Source organism: Microbacterium phyllosphaerae (genome assembly GCF_017876435.1).
Taxonomy (GTDB): Bacteria; Actinomycetota; Actinomycetes; order Actinomycetales; family Microbacteriaceae; genus Microbacterium; species Microbacterium phyllosphaerae.
This window is the reverse complement of record NZ_JAGIOA010000001.1, coordinates 1,742,261-1,768,310: the sequence shown is the minus strand read 5'-3', so window position 1 is coordinate 1,768,310 and position 26,050 is coordinate 1,742,261. Positions and strand designations below refer to the sequence as shown.

The window sequence follows — 26,050 nt, the reverse complement described above, 5'->3', positions numbered from 1 at the left end:
GAATACGGACGCCAGGTCTCCTCCACCCTCACGGGCCGGTGGGCCGGGACGAGATGTCCGTAATGACGACTCCACCGCAGACGGGAGTACTCCCCTTGCTCCACCGACGGTAGCAAGCGTCCCTATGAGCTCGGTGCGAGCCGCGCCGATCGTCCGTCGCAGACGACGAACGCCCCGACTCCAGGGAATCGGGGCGTTCGGCGACACGGACTACTTGGTGGCGGCCGTCTCGGCAGGCTTCTTCGCTGCCGGCTTCTTGGCTGCAGGCTTCTTGACTGCGGCCTTCTCGCCGGCGGGCTTCTCATCGGCGGCCTTGTCGACGGCCTTCGCCTGCTCCGCAGGCGCCGTGACCGCGGGGGCCGGAGCAGCGGCGGCAGGACGCGGACGTGCGGCGAACTCCTCGAAGACGTAGCGCGGGTTCTGCACGGTCTCGAGGTTCACGAGGTCGCGGCCGAGCCACAGGTTGTTCCACCAGCCCCAGACCACACGGAACTTGCGCTCCCACGTGGGCATCGCGAGGCCGTGGTAGCCACGGTGCGCGACCCAGGCGACGAAGCCCTTGAGCGCGATCTTGCCGGACTGGAAGACACCGTTGTAGAGCCCGAGGCCTGCGACGGCGCCGAGGTTCTTGTGGAAGTACTCCTTCGGGTCCTCACCACGCAGCACGGCGACGAGGTTCTTCGCGAGCAGCTTGGCCTGACGCACCGCGTGCTGGGCGTTCGGCACGCAGAAGCCGCCGACGCCACCACCGGAGAGGTCGGGAACCGCCGAGACGTCACCGGCTGCCCATGCACCCTCGACGAACGCCTCGGGCGTGCCAACGCGCAGGTCTGCGCGGGTCTGGATGCGACCACGCTCTTCGATCGGGAGGTCGCCGCCGCGCACGACGGTCGGGTTGGCCATGACACCGGCGGTCCAGACGATGAGGTCGGTCGGGATGACCTCACCCGTCGAGAGCTCGACGTTGCCGTCGACCGCGCTGGTGAGCTGCGTGTCGAGGTGCACGTTGGCACCGCGCTTCGCGAGGTCCTTGAGCACCCACTCGCTGGTCGGCAGCGACACCTCGGGCATGATGCGGCCCATCGCCTCGATCAGGTGGAAGTGCGTGTCTTCGAAGCTCAGCTGCGGGTACTTGCCCACGAGCGAGGATGCCAGCGAACGCAGCTCGGCGAAGACCTCGATGCCGGCGAAGCCACCACCGACGACCACCACCGACAGCAGACGGTCGCGCTCGGGGCCCGCAGGCAGGGACGCGGCCTTGTCGAAGTTCGACATCAGGCGGTCACGGATCGCGACGGCCTCTTCGATCGTCTTCAGACCGATCGCGTTGTCCGCGATGCCCGGGATCGGGAACGTGCGCGAGACCGCGCCCGCGGTGACCACGATCTGGTCGTAGGCGAACTCGTACGGCTCGCCCACCGGCGGCGTGATGGTCGCGACCTTCTCGGCGTGGTTGATGCCGGTCACCTTGGCGTTGAGGACGTTCGTGCGCTTGAGGTGACGTCGGTGAGCCACCACCGAGTGGCGGGCTTCGATCGAGCCGGCGGCCACCTCGGGAAGGAACGGCTGGTACGTCATGTACGGCAGCGGATCGACCATGGTGACGTCTGCTTCACCCTTGCGAAGGTGCTTCTCCAGCTTCCACGCCGTATAGAAGCCTGCATAGCCTCCACCGACGATCAGAATCTTGGGCACAGTGCTGTTCTGAGGCACAGGGGAACAACTCCTCGGGAGTCAGGGATGTGGCGTGCGAGCGCGCGCCGATCGGATGCGCCGGGCAGCTGCGGTGACGCCAAGCGCTACCAGGATACCAGGGACTGTGAGTGCAATCAGCGGCAGGGTACCGTAACGCAGCGTTTCAGCGCTGGGAAGCAGCGGTGAAACGGGTTCGCTCGGCGCGTCGGCCGCAGGCAGCGGGGGCACTTCGACCGGTGTGACCGTGGGCTCGGGTTCCGGAACGGACTCGGCCCTCCGGTACAGCCGGACCCACTCGGCGAGGTCGCCCATCGGGTTCTCGTCCACCTTCGCGACGTCTGCACTCACGGCGGCATCGGCGTCGACGAGACCGTACCCGTAGAGCGGATCCGGCAGCTTCGTCGTTCCCGGCACAGGGATCGCCGTCTTGATGATGCGGTTGATCACGTTGGCCGCGTCGAGATCCGGATGCGCCGACCGGATGAGTGCCGCGATGCCTGCGACGATCGGTGCCGCACCGCTGGTGCCGCTCCACGAAGCGACCTTGCCGTCGGCGGAGACGCCGATCAGGCCCTCACTGGGCGCGGCGATCCCGATGGTGATGCCCTGCGTCGATGCCTCGACGCTGGCGGTGCCCGTCTGGTCGACCCCGCCCACCGTCAGCACGCCGGGAATCGTCGCGGGCGCACCGATGATGTTGGTCCCGCTCCCCCTGTTCCCCGCAGCGACCACGACGACGACGTCGTGGTCGAACGCGTAGAGGAAGGCGTCATCCCAGCTCTTGTCCCAGTCGAGCGTGTTGGTCGTGAACGAGAGGTTGATGATGTCGGCACCGTGATCGACCGCCCAGTGCATGGCCTTCGCCACCTGGTCGGTGAACGGGACGGCCGCGGCGGCGCCGAAACCGACCGAGATCGACAGCAGATCGGCCTCCGGCGCGACCCCGATCATTCCCTTGCCGTCGGCAGCCCCGCGGCCCGCGGCGAGCGACGCCACCCACGAGCCGTGATTCCCGTCGATCGCGCCGACCGGGGTGCGTCCGTCGGGGGTTCCGGTGCCGGACACATCCGTGCCCCCGATGACCGCCTCGTCGAAGACGCCGGGCACCTTGCCGATGCCGGTGTCGATGACCGCGATCGTCACGCCGTCTCCGCGCGTCGTCTGCCACGCATCACGGATGCCGGCGCCGTCGAGCCAGTACTCCGAGGCGCGTACCGGGTCCGCCGGGTCGTCCGGTACGGGAGGCGGAGTGGCCGCGGCCCCCAGCAGCAGGACGGATGCCACGACGGTCGCCGCTGCGACGCCGTTGCGCAGCATCCGACCCGGCTTCATGCCGACGACGCCTCGGCGTCGCGCAGTGCCGCACCCGGGTCGTCGCATCGGCACCGCTCGGGCGACCAGCTCGAGCGCTCGAGCGCCAGGTCGCCGATCGGATTCACACCGGGCCCTGCGGCCAGAGCGTGACCTGCCAGAGCGTGGAGGCACTTCACGCGTGTGGGCATGCCGCCGGCGGAGATGCCGTCGATCTCGCTCACTTCGCCGAACTGCACGCGGTCGCTCAGATAAGCCCGGTGCGCTGCGAGGTAGGCCGCCGCGATGTCCTCGTCGTCGGCGAGAAGAGCGGCGAGCTCGGGCATGACCTGAGTCGCCTCGAGCGTCGACATCGCCGCGGTCGCCGCAGGGTGCGTCAGGTAGTAGAACGTGGGGAACGGCGTGCCGTCGGTGAGTCGGGGCGCCGTGGCGACGACCGTCGGGTTTCCGCACGAGCAGCGCGCCGCGATGCCGACGACGCCTCGAGCCTGCCTTCCCAGCTGGGCCGACACCACAGCGAGCTCGGCGGTCGTGGGGGCGGGGTATGGCGGCGTGGTCACCCCACCAGCGTACGGGAGACGCCCGGGAAGATGCTCGGAGGCCTCGCCCCGGCGGGATGTGGCGACGCTCAGCGGCCGACTGTGGCGGTGTCGCTGAGTCCGGCGGCCGTGAGGGTGCGCAGCAGCTGCGGCATCCAGTCCGATGGCGTCTCTTCGAGAGTGTCGCTGACCGGGCCCTGCTGCTGCGGAAGCGCCGCAGGGTCGAGGTCGTTGTCGATCAGGTAGACGACTTCGCCCGGCTTGACGTAGTACAGACGCTCACGAGCCTGGGTGGTGATGTACGCCGGATCCTCCCAGCGCTCGCGCTCCTTCTCGAGCGCGGTGATCTCGTCTTCGGACACCTGGATCGACTGCTCGAGTGAGGCGATCTTCTGTCGCTGGTCGATGAACGTGCCGAGCGTGGGGACGAGCACCCATGCCCCGAGGACGACGAGCGACAGCATGATGACGGAGAAGGCAGAGAGTCGGATGCCGGAGGCCCACTCGCGCACGTCGACACGGCGGTCCTGAGTGTTCCTGCTCGTCGCGGTGCGCGAGGGTCGCGAACCTGCGGTCCGCGTCGTCGCCTTCGTCGTCTGGCCTGCGGGCCGCGAGGGGCCCGCAGACGCCGAAGGAGGAGCCGGTCGTCGTGCCACGGCTCCTCCTCCGTACGTGCCGCTCACGCGGCGTGTGTCTGTCTCAGCTGCAGTCAGCCCTGGTAGCGCGGGAACGCCGAGCGACCGGCGAAGACCGCCGCGTCGCCCAGTTCCTCTTCGATGCGCAGAAGCTGATTGTACTTGGCGACGCGCTCGCTGCGAGCAGGCGCACCCGCCTTGATCTGACCCGCGTTCGTGGCGACGACGAGGTCGGCGATCGTGGTGTCCTCGGTCTCGCCCGAGCGGTGCGAGAGCATCGCCGTGTAGCCCGAGCGCTGCGCGAGGCTGACCGCGTCGAACGTCTCGGTGAGCGTTCCGATCTGGTTGACCTTGACGAGCAGCGAGTTGGCGACGCCGCGCTTGATGCCGTCGGCCAGGCGGGTCGGGTTCGTGACGAACAGGTCGTCGCCGACGAGCTGGACCTTCGAGCCGAGTGCGTCGGTGAGGAGCTTCCAGTTGTCCCAGTCGTCCTCGGCCAGCGCATCCTCGATCGTGACGATCGGGAAGTCGTTGACGAGGCCCTGGTAGTACTCGATCAGCTCGGGGCCGCTCCAGTCCTTGTTGTCGAGGCGGTAGACGCCGTCCGAGAAGAACTCGGTGGCTGCGACGTCGAGGCCGAGGGCGATCTCGGTGCCCGGCTTGAAGCCGGCCTTCTCGATCGCCTTGACGAGGAAGTCGAGTCCCTCGCGGTTGCTGGGCAGGTCGGGGGCGAAGCCGCCCTCGTCACCGAGGCCGGTCGCGTAGCCGGCAGCCTTCAGCTCGCCGCGCAGCACGTGGTAGGTCTCGACGCCCCAGCGGAGCGCCTCGGAGTAGGTCTCGGCGCCGATCGGAGCGAGGAAGAACTCCTGCATGTCGATGCCGTTGTCTGCGTGCTCGCCGCCGTTGATGACGTTGAACAGCGGGACGGGCAGCACGTGCGCGTTGGGTCCGCCCAGGTAGCGGAACAGCGGCAGGTCAGCCGAGTCGGCCGCGGCCTTCGCGACGGCCAGGCTGACGCCGAGGATCGCGTTCGCGCCGGTGCGCTGCTTGTTCTCGGTGCCGTCGGTCTCGATCAGGATCTCGTCGACGATGCGCTGCTCGCTCGCCTCGACGCCCTCGAGAGCCGGGCCGAGCTCGTCGATGATCGCGTCGACGGCCTTGAGGACGCCCTTTCCGCCGTAACGGCTCTTGTCGCCGTCACGCAGCTCGTACGCCTCGAATGCGCCGGTGGATGCACCGGACGGGACGGCGGCCCTCTGGACGACGCCGTCGTCGAGGAGCACCTCCACCTCGACGGTCGGGTTTCCGCGCGAGTCGAGAATCTCGCGTGCGCCTACAGCCTCGATCAGTGCCACTGATGTGCTCCTTGCTCAGAGAAAAGGTGTGTGGAGCGTCGTCGATCCGCGCCCCAGTCTAGCCCGCCCGTCGATCACGCCCCTGGCCCGCGTCGGAGGGTCACACCACGAGGGCGACAGCGACGCCGTCCCACCCCTTCGCCCCCACGGTCTGCAGTGCGGTGGCGTCGAAGCGGGGGTCCTCCCCCAGCATCCGCAGACCGTCCCTGGTACCGATCACCTTGGGATCGGTGGAGTCCTCGCGGACGATCTCGCCCTCGCGACCGATGTTGTCGAGGACGACCACGGTGCCGGGGTGCCCGAGCCTCGCGGCCCAGTCGAGGTAGATCGTGTTCGACTCCTTGTCGGCGTCGATGAAGACCAGGTCGAAGCCTCCGACGAGGGTCGGCAGCACGTCGGCACCGCGGCCGATCCTGATGTCCACCCGATCGCCGACTCCCGCCGCATCGATGCTCGCCCGCGCCACGGCGGCATTGTCCCCCTCGGCCTCGACCGTCACGACGCGACCTTCCGGACCGACCGCACGCGCGAGCCAGATCGTCGAGTACCCACCGAGAGTCCCGATCTCGAGCACCCGGCGAGCGCCGCTGAAGCGCGCGATCAGGTTCAGCAGCTTGCCTGAGACCGGTGCCACCTCGATCGCCGGCAGACCTGCATCGCGCTGGGCCGCCAGTGCCGCCTCGAGGTCCAGGTCGTGGCCGACGAGCAGGTCGGCGAGGTAGGCGTCGGCGTCGGACCAGGCGGCGGGAGTGGAATCCATGCCCTCAGCCAACCGCGCGGTCTCGGGGGCGTCAAGGGGCCGCGGGATGCCGGTCTCCGCGCGGGGCCGACAGCAGCCGGCCCGGCGCGCCCGCGAGCTCGGGCTGGTGACGGAACTGCCCTGTGAGGGCGAGGATCACGATCACGACGGCCGCCACGATCCATCCGGCGACACCCAACGGGCCGGCGAGCGCGAGGTCGGGCTGCGACGCGGCGACGAGGATCACGAGTCCTCCCGCTGCGTTCAGCGCCCCGTGGGCGAGGACCGCCGGCCAGATGGACGCCGAGCGCAGACGCAGCCACCCCAGCAGGATGCCCCACGCGACGCAGCCGCCGATCATGAAGAGCACACCGGTGATGTCGGTGCGGCCGAAGTTGTAGCCGAGAAGGATCACCGGACTGTGCCAGAGCCCCCAGATGACCCCGCTGATGAGCAGTGTCGGCCAGGTGCCGAGTGGCCGGAGCGCGGGCACGAGCCATCCGCGCCAGCCGAGCTCCTCGCCGAACGCGACCACGCTGTTGACGAGGGCACCGACCGGGATCATCGCGATCTGCGAGAAGACGAGGAGCTCGATCGGCGGCATCGGAGTCCCCTCGGGAACGAGTTTCGCGACCTCGGCCGCGAAACCCGCGAACGTGGGATCGAGCCGGATGAACCCGAACGCCGCGGCGATCAGGATGCTGAGACCGACGAGCAGCGGGGGCGCGAGCCAGCCGGCGACCACGAGCCAGACCACGCGCCTGGCCGGTCGCAGCGGCCACAGACCGAGGAAGCGCACGCGCTCACCGGGCGCGGGGATGCGCATCGTGAACGTGATGACGAGCGCCGCCAGTGCGGGCGTGAGCATCATCACGGGCAGCAACACCCCCACGATCGGTTCTGCGAGCCCGTCGCCCAGCCACAGCGGCAGGGACACGAGCCAGGCGAGCCCGCACGCGAGCACGGTGAAGGCGATGATGGCGGCGACGCGGGTGCGGGTCATGACGGTACTTCCCTGTTCGTGTGCTGGGGATACGGGGGCTGGGGCACGGTCGACGTCACGTGGCAGCGGCGAGGACGGATGCCGCGGTGGCCGCGTCGTCGACCGTGACGACGAACACCCGCCCGTTCGTTCGGGTGACCTCGAGGGCATCCCCCTTGCGGAGCACGATCCCGCGCCGACCGTCCATCCCGAACCGATACCCCCAGCCGCCGAACTCGGCGAACGGGTCGACCTGCACCGCGCGAGCGCTCGCGATCTCAGCCTGCGGGATCTCGACGCGCGGCCACCCCGCCACCGAGCGCACTCGGAGACCGGCGGCGCTCGCACGGACACGGAAGGTGAGGCTGGTCGAGACCAGCACGACGAGCACGAGGGCGACTCCCGCTGTGATCCAGCCCGCGGCCACGCCCTGTGCGAGGAGGAGCACACTCATCGCGACCACGATGAAGACGCCGATGCCGAGCACCACCTGGCCGGTCGTGGCCACCGTCACGGTCTTCATCCACACCGCACGCTCGTGATCGGCCAGGGGCAGCGGCGTCGCCGCCGCACCCGCCGAGTCGGGCGACACCGGCACCGAGGGCTGCAGGAACCAGCCTGCGACGGCGAGACCGAGCATGACGAGCAGGAGGACGGGGACCCACGGCGTGATGTCCGCGGCATCCGCGGCATCCGTGAGGCCGCGCTGGGCGGCGGTCGAGACGATGGCCAGCATCGCGAGCATGCCCGCGGTCCCGAGGCTGACGGCGCCGAGCAACCGGGCCGTCGCCGACCACTGGGTCTGAGGGATCGACGCGGCGGCTCCCTCCTGCGGGAGCCGATGCGAGAACAGGGCGATGAGCGCGAAGAGCAGGACGGTGCCGCCGCCGAGCCCGATCAGCAGGGCGAGGGGCGTCCACCGAGGGCCGAAGCCGTCGGCGCCGTCGAGACCCCAGTGGATCGCGGCAGGTTCCGGCACGTCGGGGAGCCAGGCGAGGACCACGATGGTCGCGAGCGCGATCAGCGCCAGCGGGAGGATCACCCCCACCCACCAGAAGGCGGTGCGGGCTCTGCGGATCTCGGGGGTCATACGTCGGTCTCCTTGATGAGGGCGGCCAGGGTCGTGGGAGAGACGCCGAGGGAGGCGGCGCGGGCGACGAGCGCGGCGATGTCGTGCGAGAGCTCGGCGAGAGGCGCGGCGGAGGCCGCGACCACCGCTCCCCTGCCACGGCGCAGGTCGATCAGGCCCTCGTCTCTGAGCTGTTGGTAGGCACGGAGGACAGTGTGCAGATTGATCTCGAGGGCGTCCGCGAGCTCGCGCGCGGCCGGCAGCCGATCGCCGGGTCCGAGCCGCCCTGTCAGGATGTCGGCACGGACGGACGTCGCGACCTGATCGAAGAGCGGCCGAGCGCTGTCGGCATCGATTCGAATCAGCATCGCGTCCTCAATTTCTATTAGTTATAGGAGAACTATAACAACTGTCGGAACCCTCCAGCAAGCTTCGCCTCCCCCGCAACGTCGTCCACACTGACCTCATGCGCATCACTCCCCGCCGCCTCGCCCTCGGCATGAGCCTGTGGATTCCCAACCTGTTCAGCGGAATCCGCGTCCGCCGCTTCAGTGAGGACTGGACCCACGCGACCGTCGAGCTGCATGTCAACGTCTTCACCCGCAACTACGTCAAGACCGCGTTCGGCGGCTCGATGTCGGCGATGACGGATCCCTACTTCTTCATGCTCGTCATGCACCAGCTCGGACGCGACCACGTGGTGTGGGACACCCGCGGCGAGATCGAGTTCCTCAAGCCCGGCCGCGGCGTCCTCACCGCCGAGTTCGAGGTCAGCAGGGAACGCGCAGCGCAGATACGTGAGCGCGCCCACGGCGGCGCGAAGGTGCTCGAATGGTTCGAGACGGTGATCACCGACCGTGACGGCGATGTGGTCGCCAAGGTGCGCCGCGAGGTCTACATCCGCGAGAAGAAGCGGGTCACCTCGGCACGAGGCTGATCTGCGACGACGAGTACACCGTGAATTCACCGCGCCGTGGCACGATGACGGGATGCCCCTCGCCCGCCGCCTGACACTCGGCGATGCCACAGCCATCGGACTCGGCTCGATGATCGGCGCCGGAGTGTTCTCGGTCTGGGGACCGGCGATCGGAGTCGCCGGCAGCGGCATCCTGATCGCTCTCGTGATCGCCGCGATCGTGGCGTACTGCAACGCCACCGCGTCGGCTCAGCTCGCCGCCGTGCACCCGGTCGCCGGCGGTACGTACGCGTACGCGCGCGCCGAGATCGGCCCGTGGTGGGGATTCGTCGCGGGCTGGAGCTTCGTGGTCGGCAAGATCGCGAGCTGCGCGGCGATGGCCATGACCTTCGCGGCATACGCCGCTCCGGACGGGTGGCAGAGGCCCGTCGCGATCGCGGCGGTGGTCGCCCTCGTGACCGTCAACTGCCTCGGGATCACGCGGACGGCTCTCGTGACCCGGGTCCTCGTGGTCTGCTCGCTCCTCGGGCTCGCCGTCGTGGTCGCGGTCGGCCTCGGCTCGGCATCCGCGTCGACACCCTCTCCCCTCCCCGACGCGACCGCCTACGGGGTGCTGCAGGCTGCCGGACTTCTCTTCTTCGCGTTCGCGGGATACGCACGGATCGCGACCATGGGCGAAGAGGTCGTCGACCCCGCTCGGACGATCCCCCGCGCTATCGCGCTCGCGCTCGGCGGAGCGGTGTTCGTGTACGTGCTGATCGGGATCACGGTCGTCGTCACGCTCGGCGGGGAGGCCGTGTCGAGCTCGGCGCCGCTCGCCGACGTGCTCGCATCGACCGGGTGGGCCGCGTTGACGCCGGTCGTCCGGATCACGGCGGCCGCCGCCTCGCTGGGCGCGCTGCTCGCCCTGCTCACGGGAATCGGACGCACGACCCTGGCCATGGCGCGAGAGAAGGATCTTCCGTCGTTCCTCGCGAAGGTCGACGACCGTCGACAGGTGCCGCGTCGCGCCGAGATCGTCATCGCCGTCATCGTGGTCGGGATCGTGCTCGTCGCCGATCTGCGCGACGCGATCGGGTTCTCGTCCTTCGGAGTCCTGCTGTACTACCTGATCGCGAACGCCGCGGCGTTCCGTCAGCACGGTGCCGTGCGTCGCCACCCCCGCGCACTGCAGGTCGTCGGGGCGCTCGGCTGCCTGCTGCTCGTGAACACGCTGCCGGTGCTGGCGTCGATCGTCGGAACGGCCGTCGTGCTGATCGGGGTGCTCTCCAGGGTGGTCCGACTGCGACTGACGCGCTGATCAGGCGTGCGGGGTCGCTGCGGGCTCCTCGCCGGATCCCCCGCGATACGTGCGTGGAGCGATGCCCAGGATGCTGCGGAAGTCGCGCGTGAGGTGTGCGTGGTCGGCGTATCCCAGCTCGGCTGCCAGCTCGGACAGATCGGCCCCGGGATCGAGTCGGAGCCGCTCAGCCGCTTCCTGGAGCCGGCGCCGCCGGATCATCGCCGCCGGAGCGATGCCCACGTGTCGGTGAGCCAGCCGTTGCAGGGTGCGCACCGACACCGCGAGCCGCGTCGCGGCCTCCTCGACGGTGTCGACGGCGTCGTCGCCGAGGAGCACGTCGACCAGCGCATTGGCATGGTGCGCCGCATCGTCGACGAGCCCGACCCGGTGCACGAGCCAGTCCGAGAACGCGGCGACCGCGCGTTCGCGATGCCCCGTGCCCGTGCCCGTGCCCGTGCCCGTGCGCATTGAGGCATCGACCGCCTCGACCAGGTCAGGGGCGTCGATCACCTGCTCGGCGTCGACGAGAGCCGCCGGGTCACCGGTGAGCGCCGCGACGGCGGCCGGCCGCAGCAGAGCGCCCACCGCCCACCCGGTTCCGCTCAGGTCACGATGCGATGCGCGCGTCGTCGCACCCGACAGCGTGACGACGCCCTGCTCGACGACGAGGTTCAGCGCCGGGTAGCCGACGACGTCCTGCCTCGACGATCTGCCGGGCTCGATGTCCCACTCCGGGATCCAGAACCAGACGACGAGATCCCGCGCGTTCGCCGCGGGCGGCAGACGATGGAATTCCGGCAGTCGTGCCGGGTACAGCACCCCGCGCGTCTGGCGCACGCTCACTCGCCGTTCGGGCGATCCGGCGAAGAACCCACGGCGCTCGAGGACGGCGAGGCGATCGGATCAGCCGGAGGCCACACCACGAGCAGGAACGCCGCGATCGGGCCCAGGAAGACCGTGAGCACGAACCACACCAATGCGGATCGGTTCCGGGTACGCGCGAATCCTCCGGCGAGGATCGCGACCGTCAGCCACATCGCGGACACGGTGGGCCCGAGGTAATCGACATCCATGCCCTCGACCCTACGACGAGACCCGTGGCGAGGTTGTCGCGAATGTTCAAGCGCACGATGCGGGTCTATCCGTACCGTGGCGACATGACCACCGAGAACACGACCGGCGCGACCGGCGCACACACCACAGACGGACGACCGCACAGCGCGACCTCTCTCACCCCGTTCCTCGCGATCCCCGGGGCGCGCGAGGCGATCGACTTCTATCGCGACGTCTTCGGTGCCCGCGTCGTCGACGTCACGGAGTTCGGAGGCGTCGTCGCCCACGCCGACCTCGACTTCGGTCTCGGACGCCTGCAGCTGGGCGAGCCGAGTCCCGAGTATCACCTTGTTCCCGCACCCTCGGGCGATGACGACTGCTACTCGATGGGTCTGTACGTGCCCGACGTCGATGCCGTCGTCGAACGGGCCGTCGCCGCCGGGGCGACGGTGCGGGAGGCTCCGTCGGCATTCGTGTCGGGAGACCGATTCGCAAGCATCCGGGATCCCTTCGGCGTCCGGTGGTCGGTGATGACCCGCGTCGAAGACCTGTCGGACGAGGAGAGCGCGCGACGGGTGGCCGAATGGGCCGCGTCGTTCAGCGCTGCGCCTGAAGACGCGAGCTGAGCGCGGCCTCCGCGGCGAGGCAGACGGTCGGAAGCAGCGCCTCGGCCGTACGTCGGTAGCCCAGAGGACTCGGATGGAAGCGATCCATGCTGAACATCGCATCCGGATCGTCGAAGAACATCGGCCCGACGGCACGACGGAGATCGACGGGGTGTGCCCCCGCGGCCAGCGCCGTCTCGGTCTGCGCCTCGGCGAGCCGACGCGACATGCTGGACACCAGGCGGCGCAGCGGCTGCGGCACGGGCCGCAGCGCGCCGAGATCGGGGCAGGTTCCGACCACGACCTCGGTGCCGCGACGGCGCAGACACAGGATCGCATCGCGCAGGTGCTGCGTCGAGACCGCGACCGCGATCCGGTGAGTGACGTCGTTGCCGCCCACCACGATCACGGCCACGTGCGGCGCGTAGTCCTCGGGAAGGTCTGTGAGCTGGGCCGGGAGGTCCGGTGACTCCGAGCCGACGATCGCTGCGGTGCGCAGATGGACGGGCCGCCCCAGCCGTCGGGCGAGGCCCTTGGCGAGGCGACCGCCGAGAGTCTGCTTGCGCCGCTCGGCGCCGAGACCCGCCGCGAGCGAATCGCCGAGCACGAGCAGCTCGATCGGATCACCGCCGAGCGACGGACGCCACAGTCGGTCGCTGTCGAGTGAGTGCTCGCCGAGCGGCTTGCCGATGCGTCGGCGAGCGATGGCCGCCTGATGCGAGAGGACGGATCGCATGCCGGCTGCCACCGCCATCGCGGCGACACCGACCCCTGCGAAGGCGACGAGATGCTGTCGTCTCATGTGCCGATTCGACCGGACCGGCGTGAACGCCGCGTGAACGGCACCCGGCGAGCCGGGGCCTCAGGACAGGGGCTTGAGCTCCAGCTGCGCGGCACCGGCCGAGACCATTGCGAACTCCGTGTACCCGTCGGCGGCCGAGCGCTCGAGCAGCGCCTTGACGTTCTTCGTGCGTCGCTCCAACCGCACCCTGGCACCGGATGCCACGAGTGCGGCCTTGTGGGTCACGAGCTCGACCACCGGAACGTCGGCGTCGTGGATGAGCACGACCGCCCGCTCGCCTGCGTCCACTCCCGCCGTCACGAGGTCGACCAGGCGCTCGAAGCCGAGGGAGAACCCGACAGCCGGCACCTGCTGGCCGAGGAATCGCCCGATCATGCCGTCGTAGCGACCTCCGCCGCCCAGCGAGTACGACACCGAAGGGTGCGCGAGCTCGAAGATCGTGCCGGTGTAGTAGCCCATGCCGCGCACGAGGAACGGATCGAAGACGAGCGGGATGTCCGTCGCGCCACGACCGGCCGCCACGGCCTCGCCGATGCCGACGAGGTGTCCGACGATCTCGTCGGGTGCGTCATCGGGCAGCGCCTTGCGGATCTGCCGTTCACCGAACGGGTTGTACTCCATCGTCTGCGGGCGACGCAGGAACGACTCGAAGGCGTCGACGGCGGAGGCAGCGGCGCCGCGTTCGCGCAGCTCCGCGGCCACCCCCTCGGGCCCGATCTTGTCGAGCTTGTCGATCGTGATCAGCACGCCGGGGCGCTCGTCAGCGACGAAGCCGAAGCTGTCGAGCATCCAGTCGAGCGCGCGCCGGTCGTTGATGCGCACGCTCGCCCCCTCGAGACCGAGCGCGTCGACGGCGTCGAGCGAGGCGACCATGAGCTCGGCCTCTGCCCTCGACGAGTCATCGCCGATGATGTCGATGTCGCACTGCACGAACTGGCGGTAGCGGCCCTTCTGCGGACGCTCGGCACGCCACACCGGGCCGATCTGGATGGCCCGGAAGACACCGGGCAGCTGCCCGCGGTTGCTCGCGTAGAAGCGCGCGAGCGGAACGGTGAGGTCGTAGCGGAGCCCGAGGTCGGCCAGGGCGCCCTGGTCGTCGGCGGCCTGGCGGATCGCGTCGGCGTCGAGCCCCCGGCGCAGCACGTTGTAGGCGAGCTTCTCGTTGTCGCCGCCGATGCCGGCGTGCAGGCGCGAGTACTCCTCGAGTGCGGGCGTCTCGATCTCGTCGAATCCGTGCGACCGGTAGCGATCGCGGATGACGGAGAGGACGCGCTCACGGCGGGCCTTGTCGGCGGGGAGGATGTCGCGCATGCCGCGCGGCGGGTTCACAGTAGCCACGCCTCCATCTTTCCAGGTCGGCGGGGCGGCCTGTGGCGTCAGGCTCCGGATTCGGCGTCGCGCACGTCGGCTTCGAGTCCTCGGAGCCGCTCGCGGAGCGCGCGCTCGGCGTCCCACCCCTCGGCGCGAGCGACCGCGACGAGCTCGAGCAGAGCGTCGCCGAGCTCCGCCTCTGTCTCAGGTGCGGTCGCGGTGCCGCCGGACGGGCCCGCGACCTCCACGCCTGCCCCTGCGGCTCGTCCGACGATCTTCTGCGCGAGTGCGAGTGCAGGCATCCCTCGAGGAACGCCGTCGAGAACACTCCGCCTCGCGCGCTTCTCCGCCGCCTTCGCGGCGTTCCAGTGCACGAGCACCTCATCGGGGGTGGTCGCGACCTCCCCGGAGAACACGTGGGGGTGCCGGCGGACCATCTTCTCGGTCAGGGTGTCGGCGACGTCGTCGATGTCGAACGGGTCGTCGGGGTCCTGTGCGGCGATGGCCGCATGGAACAGCACCTGCCAGAGCAGGTCGCCGAGCTCTTCACGCAGGTCGGCTCGCGTGCCGCTCTCGACGGCGTCGATGACCTCGTGCGACTCCTCGATCAGGTACGGCACGAGGTCGCGGTGGGTGATCTGCTGCGACCAGACGCACCGTTCGCGCACCTCGCGCATGGTCTCGGCCGCCGCCCGCAGCGGGTCGCGATCCTGCTCTTCGGTCACTGTTCCTCCTCGAACGCGGTCAGGATGTCGCGGCGTTCAGCCGACGGTACGAGCGTGCGCGAAGCGACACGATCACGGCGGAGAGCACGAGCGCCAGCAGCGACCCGACGAGCACGCCGAGGATCGCCTGATCGCGGATGCCGGCATCGGACGCGAAGGCGAGGTTCGCCAGGAGCAGCGAGACCGTGAACCCGATTCCGCCCAGAGCACCGGCGGCCAGGATGTCTCCGAACGGCAGCGCAGGAGCGGCGCCACGGGGACGGATGCGCATCGCCAGCCACCCGAACAGCGAGATGCCGAGGATCTTGCCGACAGGGAGTGCGACCACGATCCCCCAGAACGCCGGCGAGAGCTCGGAGAGCGCGAGATCGGGGATCACGACGAAAGCCGCGACGAAGGCGAAGACGGGCAGGATCACGCCGTTGACGGTGGGTTCGAGGGCGTGTCGGGTGCGCGCCGCGGGAACCGGCGACATCACGAGTCCGAGCATCACGCCGGCGATCGTCGCGTGGATGCCGGATGCGGCGACGAGTCCCCAGGCGAGGAGGCCGACGACGACCATCGCGACGGCGATGGCCGCATGGCCCTTGGCATGGAGCAGCCGACTGAGCAGCCAGAACACCGCGACCGCGACCACGGCGAGCGCCAGCAGCAGCCACTGCACGTCATGAGCGAACAGGACCGCGATGAAGATGATGCCGATGATGTCGTCGAGGATCGCCAGCGCCAGGAGGAACACGCGCACGGTCGGCGGCAGCCCACGCCCGAAGACCGCGAGCACGCCGAGTGCGAAGGCGATGTCGGTCGCGGTGGGGATCGGCCAGCCGGTCGCCGTCGCCGAGTCGCCCGCGATGAGCAGGTAGACCGCGATCGGCACCAGCACACCACCCGCGGCGGCGATCGCAGGCTGCACGGCCTTGCGCGGGGAGTCGAGCTCTCCGTGCGTCAGTTCGTGGCGGAGTTCGATCGCCACGACGAGGAAGAACACCGCGAGCAGACCGTCCGACACCCAGTGCTCGATCGAGAGATCGAGCGACGTGCCCGGCACCGCGATGTGGAAGTCGAGGACAGCGGCGAGCGCGTCATGGGTGGGGAGATTCGCCAGGAGGAGACCGAGCCCGGCCGCGACGAGAAGGAGGACAGCCGGGAACTGCTGGCTGCGGAGGGGGTTCGCGGAGATACGCATCGCCTCCATGGTAGTTCGCGGGGCATCGCCGCTGTCTCTCATCGTCATGAGTTCAGAGCACCACCCCGAGCCGGGATACTCTCGAACGGTGACCCCCGAACACGCCTTCCCCGAGCCCACCGACACCTCGGCCATCCGCATCATCGGCCGTTTCGAAGCGGGCCGCGGCATTCCCGACGCGATGCGCTCCGATGTGAGAATGCTCGGCGCCCTCCTCGGCCAGGTACTGCGAGAGGCGGGCGGCGACGATCTCTTCGAGGACGTCGAGCGTCTGCGCCTCGCCACCATCCAGGCCTACGACGAGGAGACGTCCGACGCGTTCGAGCGTGCGGCCGCCATCGCCGAGTCGTTCAGCATCGCCCGCGCCGACGAGGTGGCTCGTGCGTTCACGTGCTACTTCCACCTCGTCAACCTCGCCGAGGAGCACCAGCGCGTGCGCGTCCTGCGCGAGCGCGCCGGACAGCCCGGCCGCGAGGATGCCGCCGACACGGTCGCCACGGCGTACGCCCGGCTGAAGACCGAGGTCGGCGATGACGAGGCGCGCCGCCGCCTGGAGGGGCTGCGCTTCCACCCGGTCTTCACCGCTCACCCGACCGAGGCCCGGCGCCGGGCCGTGTCGTCGAGCATCCGCCGCCTGTCCGAGCTGCTCACCCAGCACGACGCGGCGAGCGAGGGGGGCTCCGAGGAGCACCGCGCTCGTCGTCGGATGCTGGAGGAGATCGACACCCTCTGGCGCACCGCGCCGCTGCGCGCCGAGAAGCCGTCTCCGACCGACGAGGTGCGCACGGTCATGGGCGTGTTCGACGAGACGCTGTTCACGACGGTCCCCCATGTCTACCGCCGTATCGACGACGCGCTGCGCGGTGACGACTCCGGTTCGACGCCCCCCGTGGTGCCCGCATTCGTGCGCATCGGATCCTGGGTCGGCGGCGACCGCGACGGAAACCCGTTCGTCACGGCATCCGTGACGCGCGAGGCCTCGCAGATCGCCTCGGACCACGTGCTCCGCGGCCTCGAGCGTGCGCTCGAGCGCATCGGCCGCACCCTCACCCTCGACGCCGAGGACACCCCCGCGAGCGCGGCGGTCTCGGCCATCTGGGAGGCATTCGCCGCCGCGGATCCGCGCGCCGCCGAAGAGCTGGGTGCCCGCTCCCCCGGCGAGCCGCACCGCCGGGTGCTGCTCGCGCTCGCCCACCGCGTCGCCGCGACCCGTCGAGGAGACGAGCAGCGGTACAGCCGCCCCGAAGAGCTCCTCGCCGACCTGCGCGCCGTGCAGGCGTCTCTGTCGGATGCCGGAGCGAAGCGCCACGCCTTCGGCGGGGTGCAGCACCTGATCTGGCAGGTGGAGACGTATGGCTTCCACCTCACCGAGCTCGAGGTGCGTCAGCACTCGCAGGTGCACGCGAAGGCTCTCGCCGAGCTGTCGAGCGGCGAGCCCATCAGCGCGCAGACCGAGGAGGTGCTCGAGGTCTTCCGCGCGATCGCCGAGATCCAGCGCGACCGCGGCCTCCGCGCCGCCGGCCGATACGTCGTGTCGTTCACGCAGGCCGCCTCCGACCTCGCGAACGTGTACGCGCTCGCACGGCACGCACTCGGCGACGACGCTCCCGTGCTCGATGTCGTGCCGCTGTTCGAGACGTTCGCCGACCTGCAGGCCGCACCCGAGATCCTCGCCGAGGCGGTGACCTTCCCCGAGTTCCGGGAGCGGATGGCCGCCACCGGCAACCGGCTCGAGGTCATGCTCGGATACTCCGACTCGTCGAAGGACGTCGGCCCCGTCGCCGCCAACCTCGCTCTGTACGAGGCGCAGGAGAAGATCGCGCTGTGGGCACAGGAGTCGGACATCGAGCTGACGCTGTTCCACGGCCGCGGCGGCGCCCTCGGCCGAGGTGGCGGACCCGCCAACTCGGCGATCCTCGCGCAGCCGCCGCACTCGGTCGACGGTCGCTTCAAGCTCACCGAGCAGGGCGAGGTCATCTTCGCCCGCTACGGCGAGCCGGCGATCGCGATGCGTCACATCGACCAGGTCGCCGCGGCGACCCTGCTCGCGTCGTCGCCGACCGTCGAGAAGCACACGAGCGACTCCGCCGCCCGGTTCGCCGACATCGCCTCGGTGATGGACCGCTCCTCGCGCGAGCGCTTCTTCTCGCTCGTCAAGGCCGAGGGCTTCGCCCCCTGGTTCGCGACCGTGACGCCCATGGAGGAGATCGGTCTGCTCGCGCTGGGCTCGCGCCCCGCACGACGAGGCCTGTCGGTCGAGTCGCTCGAAGACCTCCGCGCGATCCCGTGGGTGTTCGCGTGGACGCAGGCGCGCATCAACCTCGCCGGGTGGTTCGGTCTCGGCACCGCACTGGCCGCCGTCGGCGACGAGGCGCGTCTCATCGAGGCGTATCGCGAGTGGCCGCTGCTGCGCACGATGATCGACAACGTCGCGATGAGCCTCGCGAAGACCGATGAGCGCATCGCTCGCCAGTACCTCGCCCTGGGCGATCGCGACGATCTCGCCCAGCTGGTGCTCGATGAGATGACGCTCACCCGCGAATGGGTGATCCGCCTCACCGGCGGTGTCGGGCTGCTCGAGAACAAGCCGATCCTGCAGCGCGCCGTGCAGCTCCGCACGCCCTACGTCGATGCCCTCTCGCTGCTGCAGCTGCGTGCCCTGCGCGCGCTGCGTGACCCTGCGGAGGCGACGGGATCCGGTGCGGAGGACGAGCAGAAGCGACTGCTGCTGCTGTCCGTCAGCGGTGTCGCCGCCGGCCTGCAGAACACCGGGTGACCCGCCCCGTCGTCGCGATCGACTGCATTCCGGTGTGAGAGTCCTCACCTCGGCGTGCCCGCTAGAGTGAAGATTCTGCCCGATCCGGCGACCTCTCACGCGACACGATCGCACGCACCATCTTCTTCCCCCGTTCAGAAAGCTCTCGCGTGACTTCTTCGTCTTCCGCCGACTTCCATCCGCTCGCCGAATCCGTGCAGCCCGTCTTCGACACGGTCCTCGCCCGCAGCCCCCACGAGCCCGAGTTCCAGCAGGCCGTGCACGAGGTGCTGAACTCGATCGCCCCGGTGCTCGCGCGGAACCCGCAGTTCGTCGACGGGGGCATCCTCGAGCGTCTGGTCGAGCCGGAGCGACAGATCCTGTTCCGCGTCCCCTGGGTCGACGACGCGGGTCGACTACAGGTCAACCGCGGCTACCGCATCCAGTTCTCCTCGGTGCTCGGCCCGTACAAGGGGGGCCTCCGATTCCACCCATCGGTGAACCTCTCGATCATCAAGTTCCTCGGCTTCGAGCAGATCTTCAAGAACGCGCTCACGGGACAGGGAATCGGCGGCGGCAAGGGCGGATCCGACTTCGACCCGCACGGCCGGTCGGACGCCGAGATCATGCGCTTCTGCCAGTCCTTCATGAACGAGCTCTACCGCCACCTGGGCGAGCACACCGACGTCCCCGCGGGTGACATCGGTGTGGGTGGCCGCGAGATCGGCTACCTCTTCGGCCAGTACCGCAAGATCACCAACCGTCACGAGTCGGGCATGTTCACCGGCAAGGGCACCGGGTGGGGTGGCGCCGAGGTGCGCACCGAGGCCACGGGCTACGGCGCCGTGTTCTTCGCGCAGGAGATGCTCGGAGTCCACAACGACTCACTCGAGGGCAAGCGCGTCGGCGTCTCGGGCTCGGGCAACGTCGCGATCTACGCGATCCAGAAGGCGACGCAGCTCGGCGCGACCGCCGTCACTGCGTCCGACTCGTCCGGCTACGTCGTCGACGACGCCGGCATCGACGTCGACCTGCTCCGCCAGATCAAGGAGGTCGAGCGCGCTCGCATCGTCGAGTACGCCAACCGCCGCCCCGGTGCGCGCTTCGTCGAAGGGGGCAGCGTCTGGGAGGTTCCCGTCGACATCGCGGTGCCCTCCGCCACGCAGAACGAGCTCGACCTCGCTGCCGCCGAGGCGCTCATCGCGAACGGTGTGCGGGCGGTCTCGGAGGGCGCGAACATGCCGTGCGTGCCTGCGGCCGTCGACGCTTTCCAGGCTGCCGGCGTGCTGTTCGCCCCGGGCAAGGCGGCGAACGCCGGCGGCGTGGCGACCTCCGCCCTCGAGATGAGCCAGAACGCCTCACGTCAGCGCTGGAGCTTCGACGCCAGCGAGAACAAGCTGCGCGAGATCATGGCCGACATCCACAGCGCCGCCTTCGACGCCGCCGAGCGGTACGACGTCGCCGGTGACTATGTGGCGGGTGCGAACATCGCCGGATTCGAGCGCGTCGCGGGTGCGATGCTCGCGCAGGGCGTCATCTGACCCGTCGTCGCCCGCGTCCCGAGACGACAGAAGAGCCGCCTCCCTTTCGGGTGGGCGGCTCTTCTGCATCCGTCTTCTGTGCGTGCGGGGATCAGCTCTCGTCGACCGGCACCTTCACGACCTTGTTGTACCCCGTGACCGCCTGGTTCTCGTCGAACGCGACCACTTTCTTGCGGAATCCCTTCGTGATCACGGCGAGGTAGACGAGCCCGATCACCGTCCAGATGAGGCCTCCGGTGAGGGCGTCAGCGTGCAGGTTGACCCACAGGAGCCCCGTCAGCAGCATGCCGATCCCGGGCATCACGATGTACGAGAAGATGTCGCGAGGCGTGTGGCGCCGTCCCTTGCGGATCGCGAACCACGCGATCACCGAGATGTTCACGAAGGTGAAGGCGATCAGCGCGCCGAAGTTGATCCACGCGGCGATCAGTTCGAGCGTGAACGGGATCGCGAGCAGTGAGATCGCGCCGACCAGCACGATGTTGAAGGTCGGCGTGTGTGTGCGCGGGTTGATGTAGCCGAACGCCTTCTGGGGCAGCACGTTGTTGCGACCCATGACCAGCAGCATGCGCGAGACCGATGCGTGCGAGGCGAGGCCCGAGGCGAGGGTCGCGCAGAATCCGGCGGCCGTCAGCACCGCCATCAGCACGTTGCCACCCACGAGGTTTCCGATGATGGGCAACGTGGAGTCCTCGACGTACTGCATGTCGCCGCCGGGGGCGAACTCGTTCCAATCGGGGAAGCGCAGCTGCGTCACGTATCCCGCGATCAGGAAGATCGCCCCACCGAGGAGCACGGTGAGGAGGATCGCCTTCGGCATGATCTTCGGGTCCTTCGCCTCTTCGGCGTACATCGTGACGGCGTCGAAGCCGATGAAGGAGAAGCAGACGATGGTGGCTCCCGTGAGCACCGCTCCGATCGTCGCGCCGTCGTGGATGAATGCCGCAGAGGAGGCGATCGTGGCAGCGCCCTCTCCGCGCATCAGCTGGGCGACGACCATGACCACGAAGACGACCATCACGACGATGGAGAACACGAGCAGGATCATGTTCATGTTCGAGGTGCCGCGCATGGTCATGTAGATGATGCTCGTCACGAGGATGCAGTACAGCACGACCCAGATCCACCCGGGGATGTCGGGGAACAGCGCCTCGAGGTAGCTGCGGATGATGAGGCAGTTGACCATCGGGAGCAGCACGTAGTCGATGAGCGAGGTCCAGCCGACCATGAATCCGAGGTTCGGATGGATCGATTCGCGGACGTAGGTGTACGCGGATCCGGCGCTCGGGATGGCGCTGGAGATCTTGCCGTAACTGATGGCCGTGAAGACCATGACCACGAGCGCCACGAGGTAGGCGGCGGGGACGACGTTGTCGGTGTCGCGGGCCACCATGCCGAACGTGTCGAACACCACGGTCGGGGTCATGTAGCCGAGTCCGAGCCCGACGATCGCCCAGAGACCGAGGTTGCGCTTGAGGGTTCCTCCACCCTGCGCGAGCGGCTTCGTCTTCGTGGCCATGTGTACTCCTTCGGGAACAGCGCATGGGCCGGACTTCGGGTCGTCCGGCGCTGAGCATCAGTATGTACCCGAGATATTCGACAGCGGAAGAGCTGATCTGATTCGAAATGCGCATTTAACATGACGAATCCACGCGGGATTCGAAGACGGCCCGAGATCACCAGCCTTCGGAGAGCACCCGATCCAGCATCGCGACGACGTGATCGGCGCTCTCGAACGTCAGGCACAGCGGCGGCTTGATCTTCAGCACGTTCGACCGCTCGGAGGTCGTGAGCACGATGACGCCGAGCTCACGCAGTCGCTCGCAGATCGCCGCCGCCTCGGCAGCGGCCGGCTCCATGGTGTCGCGGTCGCGCACGAGCTCGACACCCAGATAAAGTCCTTCGCCGTGGACGGGACCGATGAGCGGATGCCGGAGCGCCAGCCCGCGAAGCGCCTCAGCCAGGTGCCGGCCGACCTCGAGCGCGTTGCGCTGCAGGTCGTCCTCGACCATGGCGTCGAGCACGGCGAGGCCGACGCGGCAGCTCAGCGTGCTGCCACCGGCCGAGGAGAAGAACTGACCCTGGGCGCTCAGCGAGTCGGCGATCCGCCTCGATGTGATCACGCCTCCGATCGGGAATCCGTTGCCCATGGGCTTCGCGATCGTGACGATGTCGGGCACCACGCCTGAGCGCTCGAACCCCCAGAAGCTCGAGCCCATCCGCCCGAAGCCCACCTGCACCTCGTCGGCGATGCAGAGACCACCGCGTGCGCGCACCAGCTCGTAGGCGCCCGCCAGGTATCCGTCGGGCAGCAGAACTCCGCCGGCGTTGCCCAGCACGGATTCACAGAGGAACGCCGCGACGTCGCGACCCTCGGCGTTGAGACGATCGAGGTCCGCGGCGAGGTCGGCGAGGTATCGGTCGGCGGTGTCGGGGCCCCGGTAGGTGCCCCGGAGCGAGTTGGGCACGTCGGCGACATGCACCCAGTCGGGGCGCGTCTCGAGCGCATGAGGGTTGTCGTACGCGCTCGTCGTGACGGCATCGCTCGCCATGGTCCAGCCGTGATAGGCCTCGCGGAGCGCCACCACCGTGCGTCGTGCGGTCGCCGCCTGCGCCAGGCGGATGCCGAGATCCACCGCCTCCGAGCCGCTGTTCACCAGCAGCACGGTGTCGAGCCCGCTGCCCTCGGGCATCAACGCGATCAGCCGTTCGCTGTATTCGGCGAGGTCACGGAACAGGAAGCGCGAGTTCGTGGCGAGGGTCTTGAGCTGCCGATTCGCCGCCTCGGCGACCTTCGGATGGCCGTGCCCGAGGCCCGCGACGTTGTTCACCATGTCGATGTGACTGCGACCCGTGGTGTCGACGAGGTGATGCCGCCAGCCTCGTTCGATCTGCGGTGGATGCTCGTAGTAGCGCTCCTGGGCTTCAGCGAAGATCCGTTCGCGACGGTGGAGTTCGTCGCGCGAATCGTCGCGCTGCGCAAGCGCCGGAAGCCCCAGCAATGGGGCGGGGTCGGCGGTGAAGCGGCGCCAGGCGTCGACCCGATCCGGCCTGACCAGGTGTGCGGCAGTGGGGTCGGCGGGCAGCGACGGAGCATCCGCTCGGCGGAGTCCGACGACCAGCGTCCTGGTCTCGAACGACGCCGCGAGTCGGCCGATGCTCTCGCCCTTCTCGACCCTGCCGTTGCGTGTCGGCTCGAAGTCCGGGCCGCGGAGATCGAGTTCCCACCCGCCGTCGATCGTGATGCGCACACTGCCGTCGGTGATCTTCAGGTCGCCTTCGACGGGCGCGACCATGCGCGACGACGGCCCGGGAGCGACGTGCACCTCGGTCTCGACCGGCCAGGTCGCCGCGGCATCTGCGGTGTCGACCTCGGTGCGCGTGAGTCGGAACACGCCGTATGGCATCACGGCGGCGCGTGCGCCCTGGGCGTGAGCCGCGGTGATGAGCTGCGCCTCGGCGTCATGAGCCATCCAACGGCCGGCATCCAGTGCGTCGGATTCCACGCCGGGGTCGGCCACGACGACGCGACCGTCGAGCTCGGGCAGCAGCGGAGCGAGTGGGGAGATCAGGTGATCGCCGTCGGGCGGCGGTGCGTCCTCCTCGGGCCCCTCGCGCTCGGGCGTCTCCTCCTCTGATCCGTCCGCCTCCGATGTCTCGACTCGCGGCGCGGCGACCACCGGCGCAGTGACGACCGGCCCGGGCACGACTGGCACCTCGACGACCGACTCCTCGACGACCGGCACCTCGAAGGCGGGGGCGTCGAATCCCAGCCTGTCGAGCACCAGCTCCGTCGCCTCGACGAGCGGCACAGCGGTCGCGGCGTCGAAGATGGCCTGCTCCCCCGCGATCCGCTCGCGCGCATACTCGTTGTCGCCGTCGATCTGGAGCTGTCTCCAGCCGCTCGCGACGAGGAGCGCCGATCGCAGCACGACCAGCGGCCAGACGGCGAGCGCCTCATCGCGACCGAGGGGTGCATCCGCGTGGAACGCGGCGATGGTGTCGAGCACGCGCAGAGGGCGCTCGGGTTCGTGGTGGAGCATCGACGAGACACACACCGCGAGTTCGGCGACCCGCCAGCCGAGGCCGAGATCGCCGAGATCGAGCACGACGTGCGGATGCAGTCGAGAGTCAGTGCCGCGCCGACCGGTGACGTTGTCGTCGGTGAGATCGCCGTGGATCGGCTGCACCGGCAGCCGATCGGCCACGACCGCCATCGCCTTCTGCGCGACATCCGACGCCGTGCGCACACGCGAGCGCAGCTCCGCGTCTGTCACCGACGGCGCCAGCATCGTGATCTGCTCGAAGGCGACGCGCATGTCCCACATCTGCTCGCGGTCGAGGCCGGGATGCTCGAGGCCTGCGAGCGCGTTCACGGATGCCGCGGCGAGAGACCCGAACTCCGCGAGCACGATCGGCGCGAGGTATCCCGCATCGACGAGGGCCTCACCGTCGGCGAACTCGCTGCGTCTCACCGCGAATCCGTGCCATCGCTGTGTGAGCGCGCCGTCGAGACCGGGCAGCACGGCGGGAACCGGCACTCCGGCCGCGCGATAGGCCTCGAGCGCCTGATGCTGCGCGTCCCGAGCGTCATCGCCGAACACGGGGTTGTCGATGCGCAGAACGCTGCGCGATCCATCGGGCTCGACGAGCACGAAGTTGCGATCCTGATTGCTGCCGAGCTCGCTCGCGACGGCCTCGATTCCGTAGCGCTCCCGAGCGATCACGGCCGCGTCGGCCGCGCTCACATCGGGTCGGACGAGCCCTGCGCCGGCACTCACCCGCGGCCCGCCACACGGCCGTCGACGTCGAGACGCACGTCGTGGGCGTGACGCGCGAGAGAACTGCCGTAGCGCTCGGTCAGCTGCACCATCAGATCGGGGGTGTCGCGGTCGACGCCGAAGACGTGACCGGGGAAGTCGAGCTCGGGCTGGGCAGCCGAGATCTCCGCCTCGCGGTCGGGCGAGAGCAGCTGCACGGGGTCGCCGACCGCGACCCATCCGATCGGCACGACCGTGCCGGCCGGCAGCACGGCGCGTCGGTGCACGATCGCGTTGACCCTGACCTCGCATCGGTCGCCGACCAGGGCGCCGTTGAAGATGCGCGCGCCCGAGGCGAAGAAGACCTCTTCGCCCACCGTCGCACCGGCGATGCTCGCCAGGGTGCCGACGAGCGTGTGAGCGCCGATGTGCACGGCATTCGCGGCGGTCGCGCGGATGAGCGCGTTCTCCATCACGATGACGTGCTCTCCGATCGTGATCGGACCGCCCTCCGCGGTGATCACGGCGCCGTGCAGCACTTGGCAGCCTGCGCCGATCTCGACGTCGCCGGAGATGACGGCGGTGGGAGCGACGACGGCGGTGTCATGGATCCGGGGCCGAGCCCCGAGGTGCTCGTACAACATGACGCCAGCGTAGTGCTGCGAGGCGCACGGCGAGAAGGCGGCTCCCGGCGTGGAGCGAGCAGGAGCTCCGCTGCTACGCTGTCGCCCATGCAATGCCGGTGACTCGATCCTCCCCCCTGCCGATGGGCCGCACGTCTGCGCGCCC

General features: G+C 69.4%; 23 protein-coding genes. 5 read left to right on the top strand and 18 right to left on the bottom strand.

Going from position 1 to position 26,050, the window contains the following annotated elements:
* Positions 1 to 210: 210 nt before the first annotated feature.
* The 9 genes from JOF42_RS08165 to JOF42_RS08125 form a co-directional block, all read right to left on the bottom strand.
* Complete coding sequence (locus JOF42_RS08165) at positions 211 to 1,695, bottom strand: NAD(P)/FAD-dependent oxidoreductase (protein ID WP_210097411.1); 1,485 nt, start codon at positions 1,693 to 1,695, stop codon at positions 211 to 213.
* A gap of 39 nt (positions 1,696 to 1,734) precedes the next feature.
* A complete protein-coding gene (locus tag JOF42_RS08160; RefSeq protein WP_245340756.1) occupies positions 1,735 to 3,027 on the bottom strand; it encodes a S8 family peptidase in 1,293 nt (430 codons plus the stop codon).
* Positions 3,024 to 3,566 carry a DUF501 domain-containing protein gene (locus tag JOF42_RS08155; protein WP_210097409.1) on the bottom strand — a complete coding sequence of 181 codons (543 nt, stop codon included), beginning with the start codon at positions 3,564 to 3,566 and terminating at the stop codon, positions 3,024 to 3,026. The genes JOF42_RS08160 and JOF42_RS08155 overlap by 4 nt, the downstream gene beginning before the upstream one ends.
* A 68-nt stretch (positions 3,567 to 3,634) precedes the next feature.
* Positions 3,635 to 4,228: an FtsB family cell division protein gene (locus JOF42_RS18200; protein WP_307803566.1), complete on the bottom strand. Its 594-nt coding sequence runs from the start codon at positions 4,226 to 4,228 to the stop codon at positions 3,635 to 3,637.
* 26 nt (positions 4,229 to 4,254) lie between these two features.
* A complete protein-coding gene (gene eno / locus JOF42_RS08145; protein WP_210097408.1) occupies positions 4,255 to 5,535 on the bottom strand; it encodes a phosphopyruvate hydratase in 1,281 nt (426 codons plus the stop codon).
* Positions 5,536 to 5,635: 100 nt separating this feature from the next.
* A complete protein-coding gene (locus tag JOF42_RS08140; RefSeq protein ID WP_210097407.1) occupies positions 5,636 to 6,295 on the bottom strand; it encodes an O-methyltransferase in 660 nt (219 codons plus the stop codon).
* Between the two features lie 31 nt (positions 6,296 to 6,326).
* Positions 6,327 to 7,277, bottom strand: coding sequence for a CPBP family intramembrane glutamic endopeptidase (locus JOF42_RS08135; protein ID WP_210097406.1), 951 nt, complete (start codon positions 7,275 to 7,277; stop codon positions 6,327 to 6,329).
* Positions 7,278 to 7,332: 55 nt separating this feature from the next.
* A complete protein-coding gene (locus JOF42_RS08130; protein WP_210097405.1) occupies positions 7,333 to 8,346 on the bottom strand; it encodes a DUF1648 domain-containing protein in 1,014 nt (337 codons plus the stop codon).
* Positions 8,343 to 8,693 (bottom strand): GntR family transcriptional regulator, encoded by a 351-nt coding sequence (locus JOF42_RS08125; RefSeq protein WP_210097404.1) that lies wholly within the window; start codon positions 8,691 to 8,693, stop codon positions 8,343 to 8,345. The genes JOF42_RS08130 and JOF42_RS08125 overlap by 4 nt, the downstream gene beginning before the upstream one ends.
* Before the next feature lie 98 nt (positions 8,694 to 8,791).
* Between JOF42_RS08125 and JOF42_RS08120 the strand changes: the two genes are divergently transcribed.
* Both JOF42_RS08120 and JOF42_RS08115 read left to right on the top strand, forming a co-directional pair.
* Positions 8,792 to 9,262, top strand: coding sequence for a PaaI family thioesterase (locus JOF42_RS08120; protein WP_210097403.1), 471 nt, complete (start codon positions 8,792 to 8,794; stop codon positions 9,260 to 9,262).
* A gap of 52 nt (positions 9,263 to 9,314) precedes the next feature.
* Positions 9,315 to 10,541 carry an APC family permease gene (locus tag JOF42_RS08115; RefSeq protein ID WP_210097402.1) on the top strand — a complete coding sequence of 409 codons (1,227 nt, stop codon included), beginning with the start codon at positions 9,315 to 9,317 and terminating at the stop codon, positions 10,539 to 10,541.
* On the opposite strand, the gene JOF42_RS08110 is transcribed toward JOF42_RS08115, so the two are convergent.
* A complete protein-coding gene (locus tag JOF42_RS08110; RefSeq protein WP_210097401.1) occupies positions 10,542 to 11,360 on the bottom strand; it encodes an AraC family transcriptional regulator in 819 nt (272 codons plus the stop codon).
* A gap of 2 nt (positions 11,361 to 11,362) precedes the next feature.
* Complete coding sequence (locus JOF42_RS08105; RefSeq protein ID WP_210099269.1) at positions 11,363 to 11,596, bottom strand: hypothetical protein; 234 nt, start codon at positions 11,594 to 11,596, stop codon at positions 11,363 to 11,365.
* Positions 11,597 to 11,680: 84 nt separating this feature from the next.
* Here JOF42_RS08105 and JOF42_RS08100 point away from each other — a divergent pair, with 84 nt between their 5' ends.
* Positions 11,681 to 12,202 carry a VOC family protein gene (locus JOF42_RS08100; RefSeq protein WP_210097400.1) on the top strand — a complete coding sequence of 174 codons (522 nt, stop codon included), beginning with the start codon at positions 11,681 to 11,683 and terminating at the stop codon, positions 12,200 to 12,202.
* Here JOF42_RS08100 and JOF42_RS08095 read toward each other — a convergent pair.
* The 4 genes from JOF42_RS08095 to nhaA all read right to left on the bottom strand — a co-directional run bounded on the left by JOF42_RS08095 (position 12,174) and on the right by nhaA (position 16,205).
* Positions 12,174 to 12,983 carry an SGNH/GDSL hydrolase family protein gene (locus JOF42_RS08095; protein WP_210097399.1) on the bottom strand — a complete coding sequence of 270 codons (810 nt, stop codon included), beginning with the start codon at positions 12,981 to 12,983 and terminating at the stop codon, positions 12,174 to 12,176. The genes JOF42_RS08100 and JOF42_RS08095 overlap by 29 nt on opposite strands.
* 60 nt (positions 12,984 to 13,043) lie before the next feature.
* Positions 13,044 to 14,294 carry a histidine--tRNA ligase gene (locus JOF42_RS08090; RefSeq protein ID WP_245341071.1) on the bottom strand — a complete coding sequence of 417 codons (1,251 nt, stop codon included), beginning with the start codon at positions 14,292 to 14,294 and terminating at the stop codon, positions 13,044 to 13,046.
* A gap of 65 nt (positions 14,295 to 14,359) precedes the next feature.
* Positions 14,360 to 14,971, bottom strand: a complete 612-nt coding sequence (locus JOF42_RS08085; RefSeq protein WP_210099127.1) for a nucleoside triphosphate pyrophosphohydrolase — start codon at positions 14,969 to 14,971, stop codon at positions 14,360 to 14,362.
* Between the two features lie 67 nt (positions 14,972 to 15,038).
* A complete protein-coding gene (gene nhaA, locus JOF42_RS08080) occupies positions 15,039 to 16,205 on the bottom strand; it encodes a Na+/H+ antiporter NhaA (protein ID WP_210097397.1) in 1,167 nt (388 codons plus the stop codon).
* Positions 16,206 to 16,293: 88 nt separating this feature from the next.
* Here nhaA and JOF42_RS08075 point away from each other — a divergent pair, with 88 nt between their 5' ends.
* Both JOF42_RS08075 and gdhA read left to right on the top strand, forming a co-directional pair.
* The gene (locus tag JOF42_RS08075) at positions 16,294 to 18,981 is read left to right on the top strand and encodes a phosphoenolpyruvate carboxylase (protein ID WP_210097396.1); all 2,688 of its coding nucleotides are present in this window, start codon (positions 16,294 to 16,296) and stop codon (positions 18,979 to 18,981) included.
* A 149-nt stretch (positions 18,982 to 19,130) separates the two neighbouring features.
* Positions 19,131 to 20,501, top strand: coding sequence for an NADP-specific glutamate dehydrogenase (gdhA, locus tag JOF42_RS08070; protein ID WP_210097395.1), 1,371 nt, complete (start codon positions 19,131 to 19,133; stop codon positions 20,499 to 20,501).
* A gap of 91 nt (positions 20,502 to 20,592) precedes the next feature.
* Here gdhA and JOF42_RS08065 read toward each other — a convergent pair whose 3' ends face one another.
* The 3 genes from JOF42_RS08065 to JOF42_RS08055 all read right to left on the bottom strand — a co-directional run bounded on the left by JOF42_RS08065 (position 20,593) and on the right by JOF42_RS08055 (position 25,905).
* The gene (locus tag JOF42_RS08065; RefSeq protein ID WP_210097394.1) at positions 20,593 to 22,020 is read right to left on the bottom strand and encodes an APC family permease; all 1,428 of its coding nucleotides are present in this window, start codon (positions 22,018 to 22,020) and stop codon (positions 20,593 to 20,595) included.
* A 157-nt stretch (positions 22,021 to 22,177) separates the two neighbouring features.
* Positions 22,178 to 25,282, bottom strand: coding sequence for an aminotransferase (locus tag JOF42_RS08060; RefSeq protein ID WP_210097393.1), 3,105 nt, complete (start codon positions 25,280 to 25,282; stop codon positions 22,178 to 22,180).
* Positions 25,279 to 25,905, bottom strand: coding sequence for a gamma carbonic anhydrase family protein (locus tag JOF42_RS08055; protein ID WP_210097392.1), 627 nt, complete (start codon positions 25,903 to 25,905; stop codon positions 25,279 to 25,281). Before JOF42_RS08055 ends, JOF42_RS08060 begins: the two co-directional genes overlap by 4 nt.
* Positions 25,906 to 26,050: the final 145 nt, after the last annotated feature.

What these genes read in the sequence shown, in the direction of transcription:
- JOF42_RS08065 (WP_210097394.1), bottom strand. Translation starts at nt 22,020, where the DNA reads ATGGCCACGAAGACGAAGCCGCTCGCGCAGGGTGGAGGAACCCTCAAG.
- JOF42_RS08130 (WP_210097405.1), bottom strand. Translation starts at nt 8,346, where the DNA reads ATGACCCCCGAGATCCGCAGAGCCCGCACCGCCTTCTGGTGGGTGGGG.
- JOF42_RS08160 (WP_245340756.1), bottom strand. Translation starts at nt 3,027, where the DNA reads ATGAAGCCGGGTCGGATGCTGCGCAACGGCGTCGCAGCGGCGACCGTC.
- JOF42_RS08085 (WP_210099127.1), bottom strand. Translation starts at nt 14,971, where the DNA reads ATGCGCGAGGTGCGCGAACGGTGCGTCTGGTCGCAGCAGATCACCCAC.
- JOF42_RS08140 (WP_210097407.1), bottom strand. Translation starts at nt 6,295, where the DNA reads ATGGATTCCACTCCCGCCGCCTGGTCCGACGCCGACGCCTACCTCGCC.
- JOF42_RS08125 (WP_210097404.1), bottom strand. Translation starts at nt 8,693, where the DNA reads ATGCTGATTCGAATCGATGCCGACAGCGCTCGGCCGCTCTTCGATCAG.
- JOF42_RS08090 (WP_245341071.1), bottom strand. Translation starts at nt 14,294, where the DNA reads ATGCGCGACATCCTCCCCGCCGACAAGGCCCGCCGTGAGCGCGTCCTC.
- nhaA (WP_210097397.1), bottom strand. Translation starts at nt 16,205, where the DNA reads ATGCGTATCTCCGCGAACCCCCTCCGCAGCCAGCAGTTCCCGGCTGTC.
- JOF42_RS08115 (WP_210097402.1), top strand. Translation starts at nt 9,315, where the DNA reads ATGCCCCTCGCCCGCCGCCTGACACTCGGCGATGCCACAGCCATCGGA.
- JOF42_RS08135 (WP_210097406.1), bottom strand. Translation starts at nt 7,277, where the DNA reads ATGACCCGCACCCGCGTCGCCGCCATCATCGCCTTCACCGTGCTCGCG.
- JOF42_RS08100 (WP_210097400.1), top strand. Translation starts at nt 11,681, where the DNA reads ATGACCACCGAGAACACGACCGGCGCGACCGGCGCACACACCACAGAC.
- JOF42_RS08095 (WP_210097399.1), bottom strand. Translation starts at nt 12,983, where the DNA reads ATGAGACGACAGCATCTCGTCGCCTTCGCAGGGGTCGGTGTCGCCGCG.
- JOF42_RS08105 (WP_210099269.1), bottom strand. Translation starts at nt 11,596, where the DNA reads ATGGATGTCGATTACCTCGGGCCCACCGTGTCCGCGATGTGGCTGACG.
- JOF42_RS08055 (WP_210097392.1), bottom strand. Translation starts at nt 25,905, where the DNA reads ATGTTGTACGAGCACCTCGGGGCTCGGCCCCGGATCCATGACACCGCC.
- JOF42_RS08120 (WP_210097403.1), top strand. Translation starts at nt 8,792, where the DNA reads ATGCGCATCACTCCCCGCCGCCTCGCCCTCGGCATGAGCCTGTGGATT.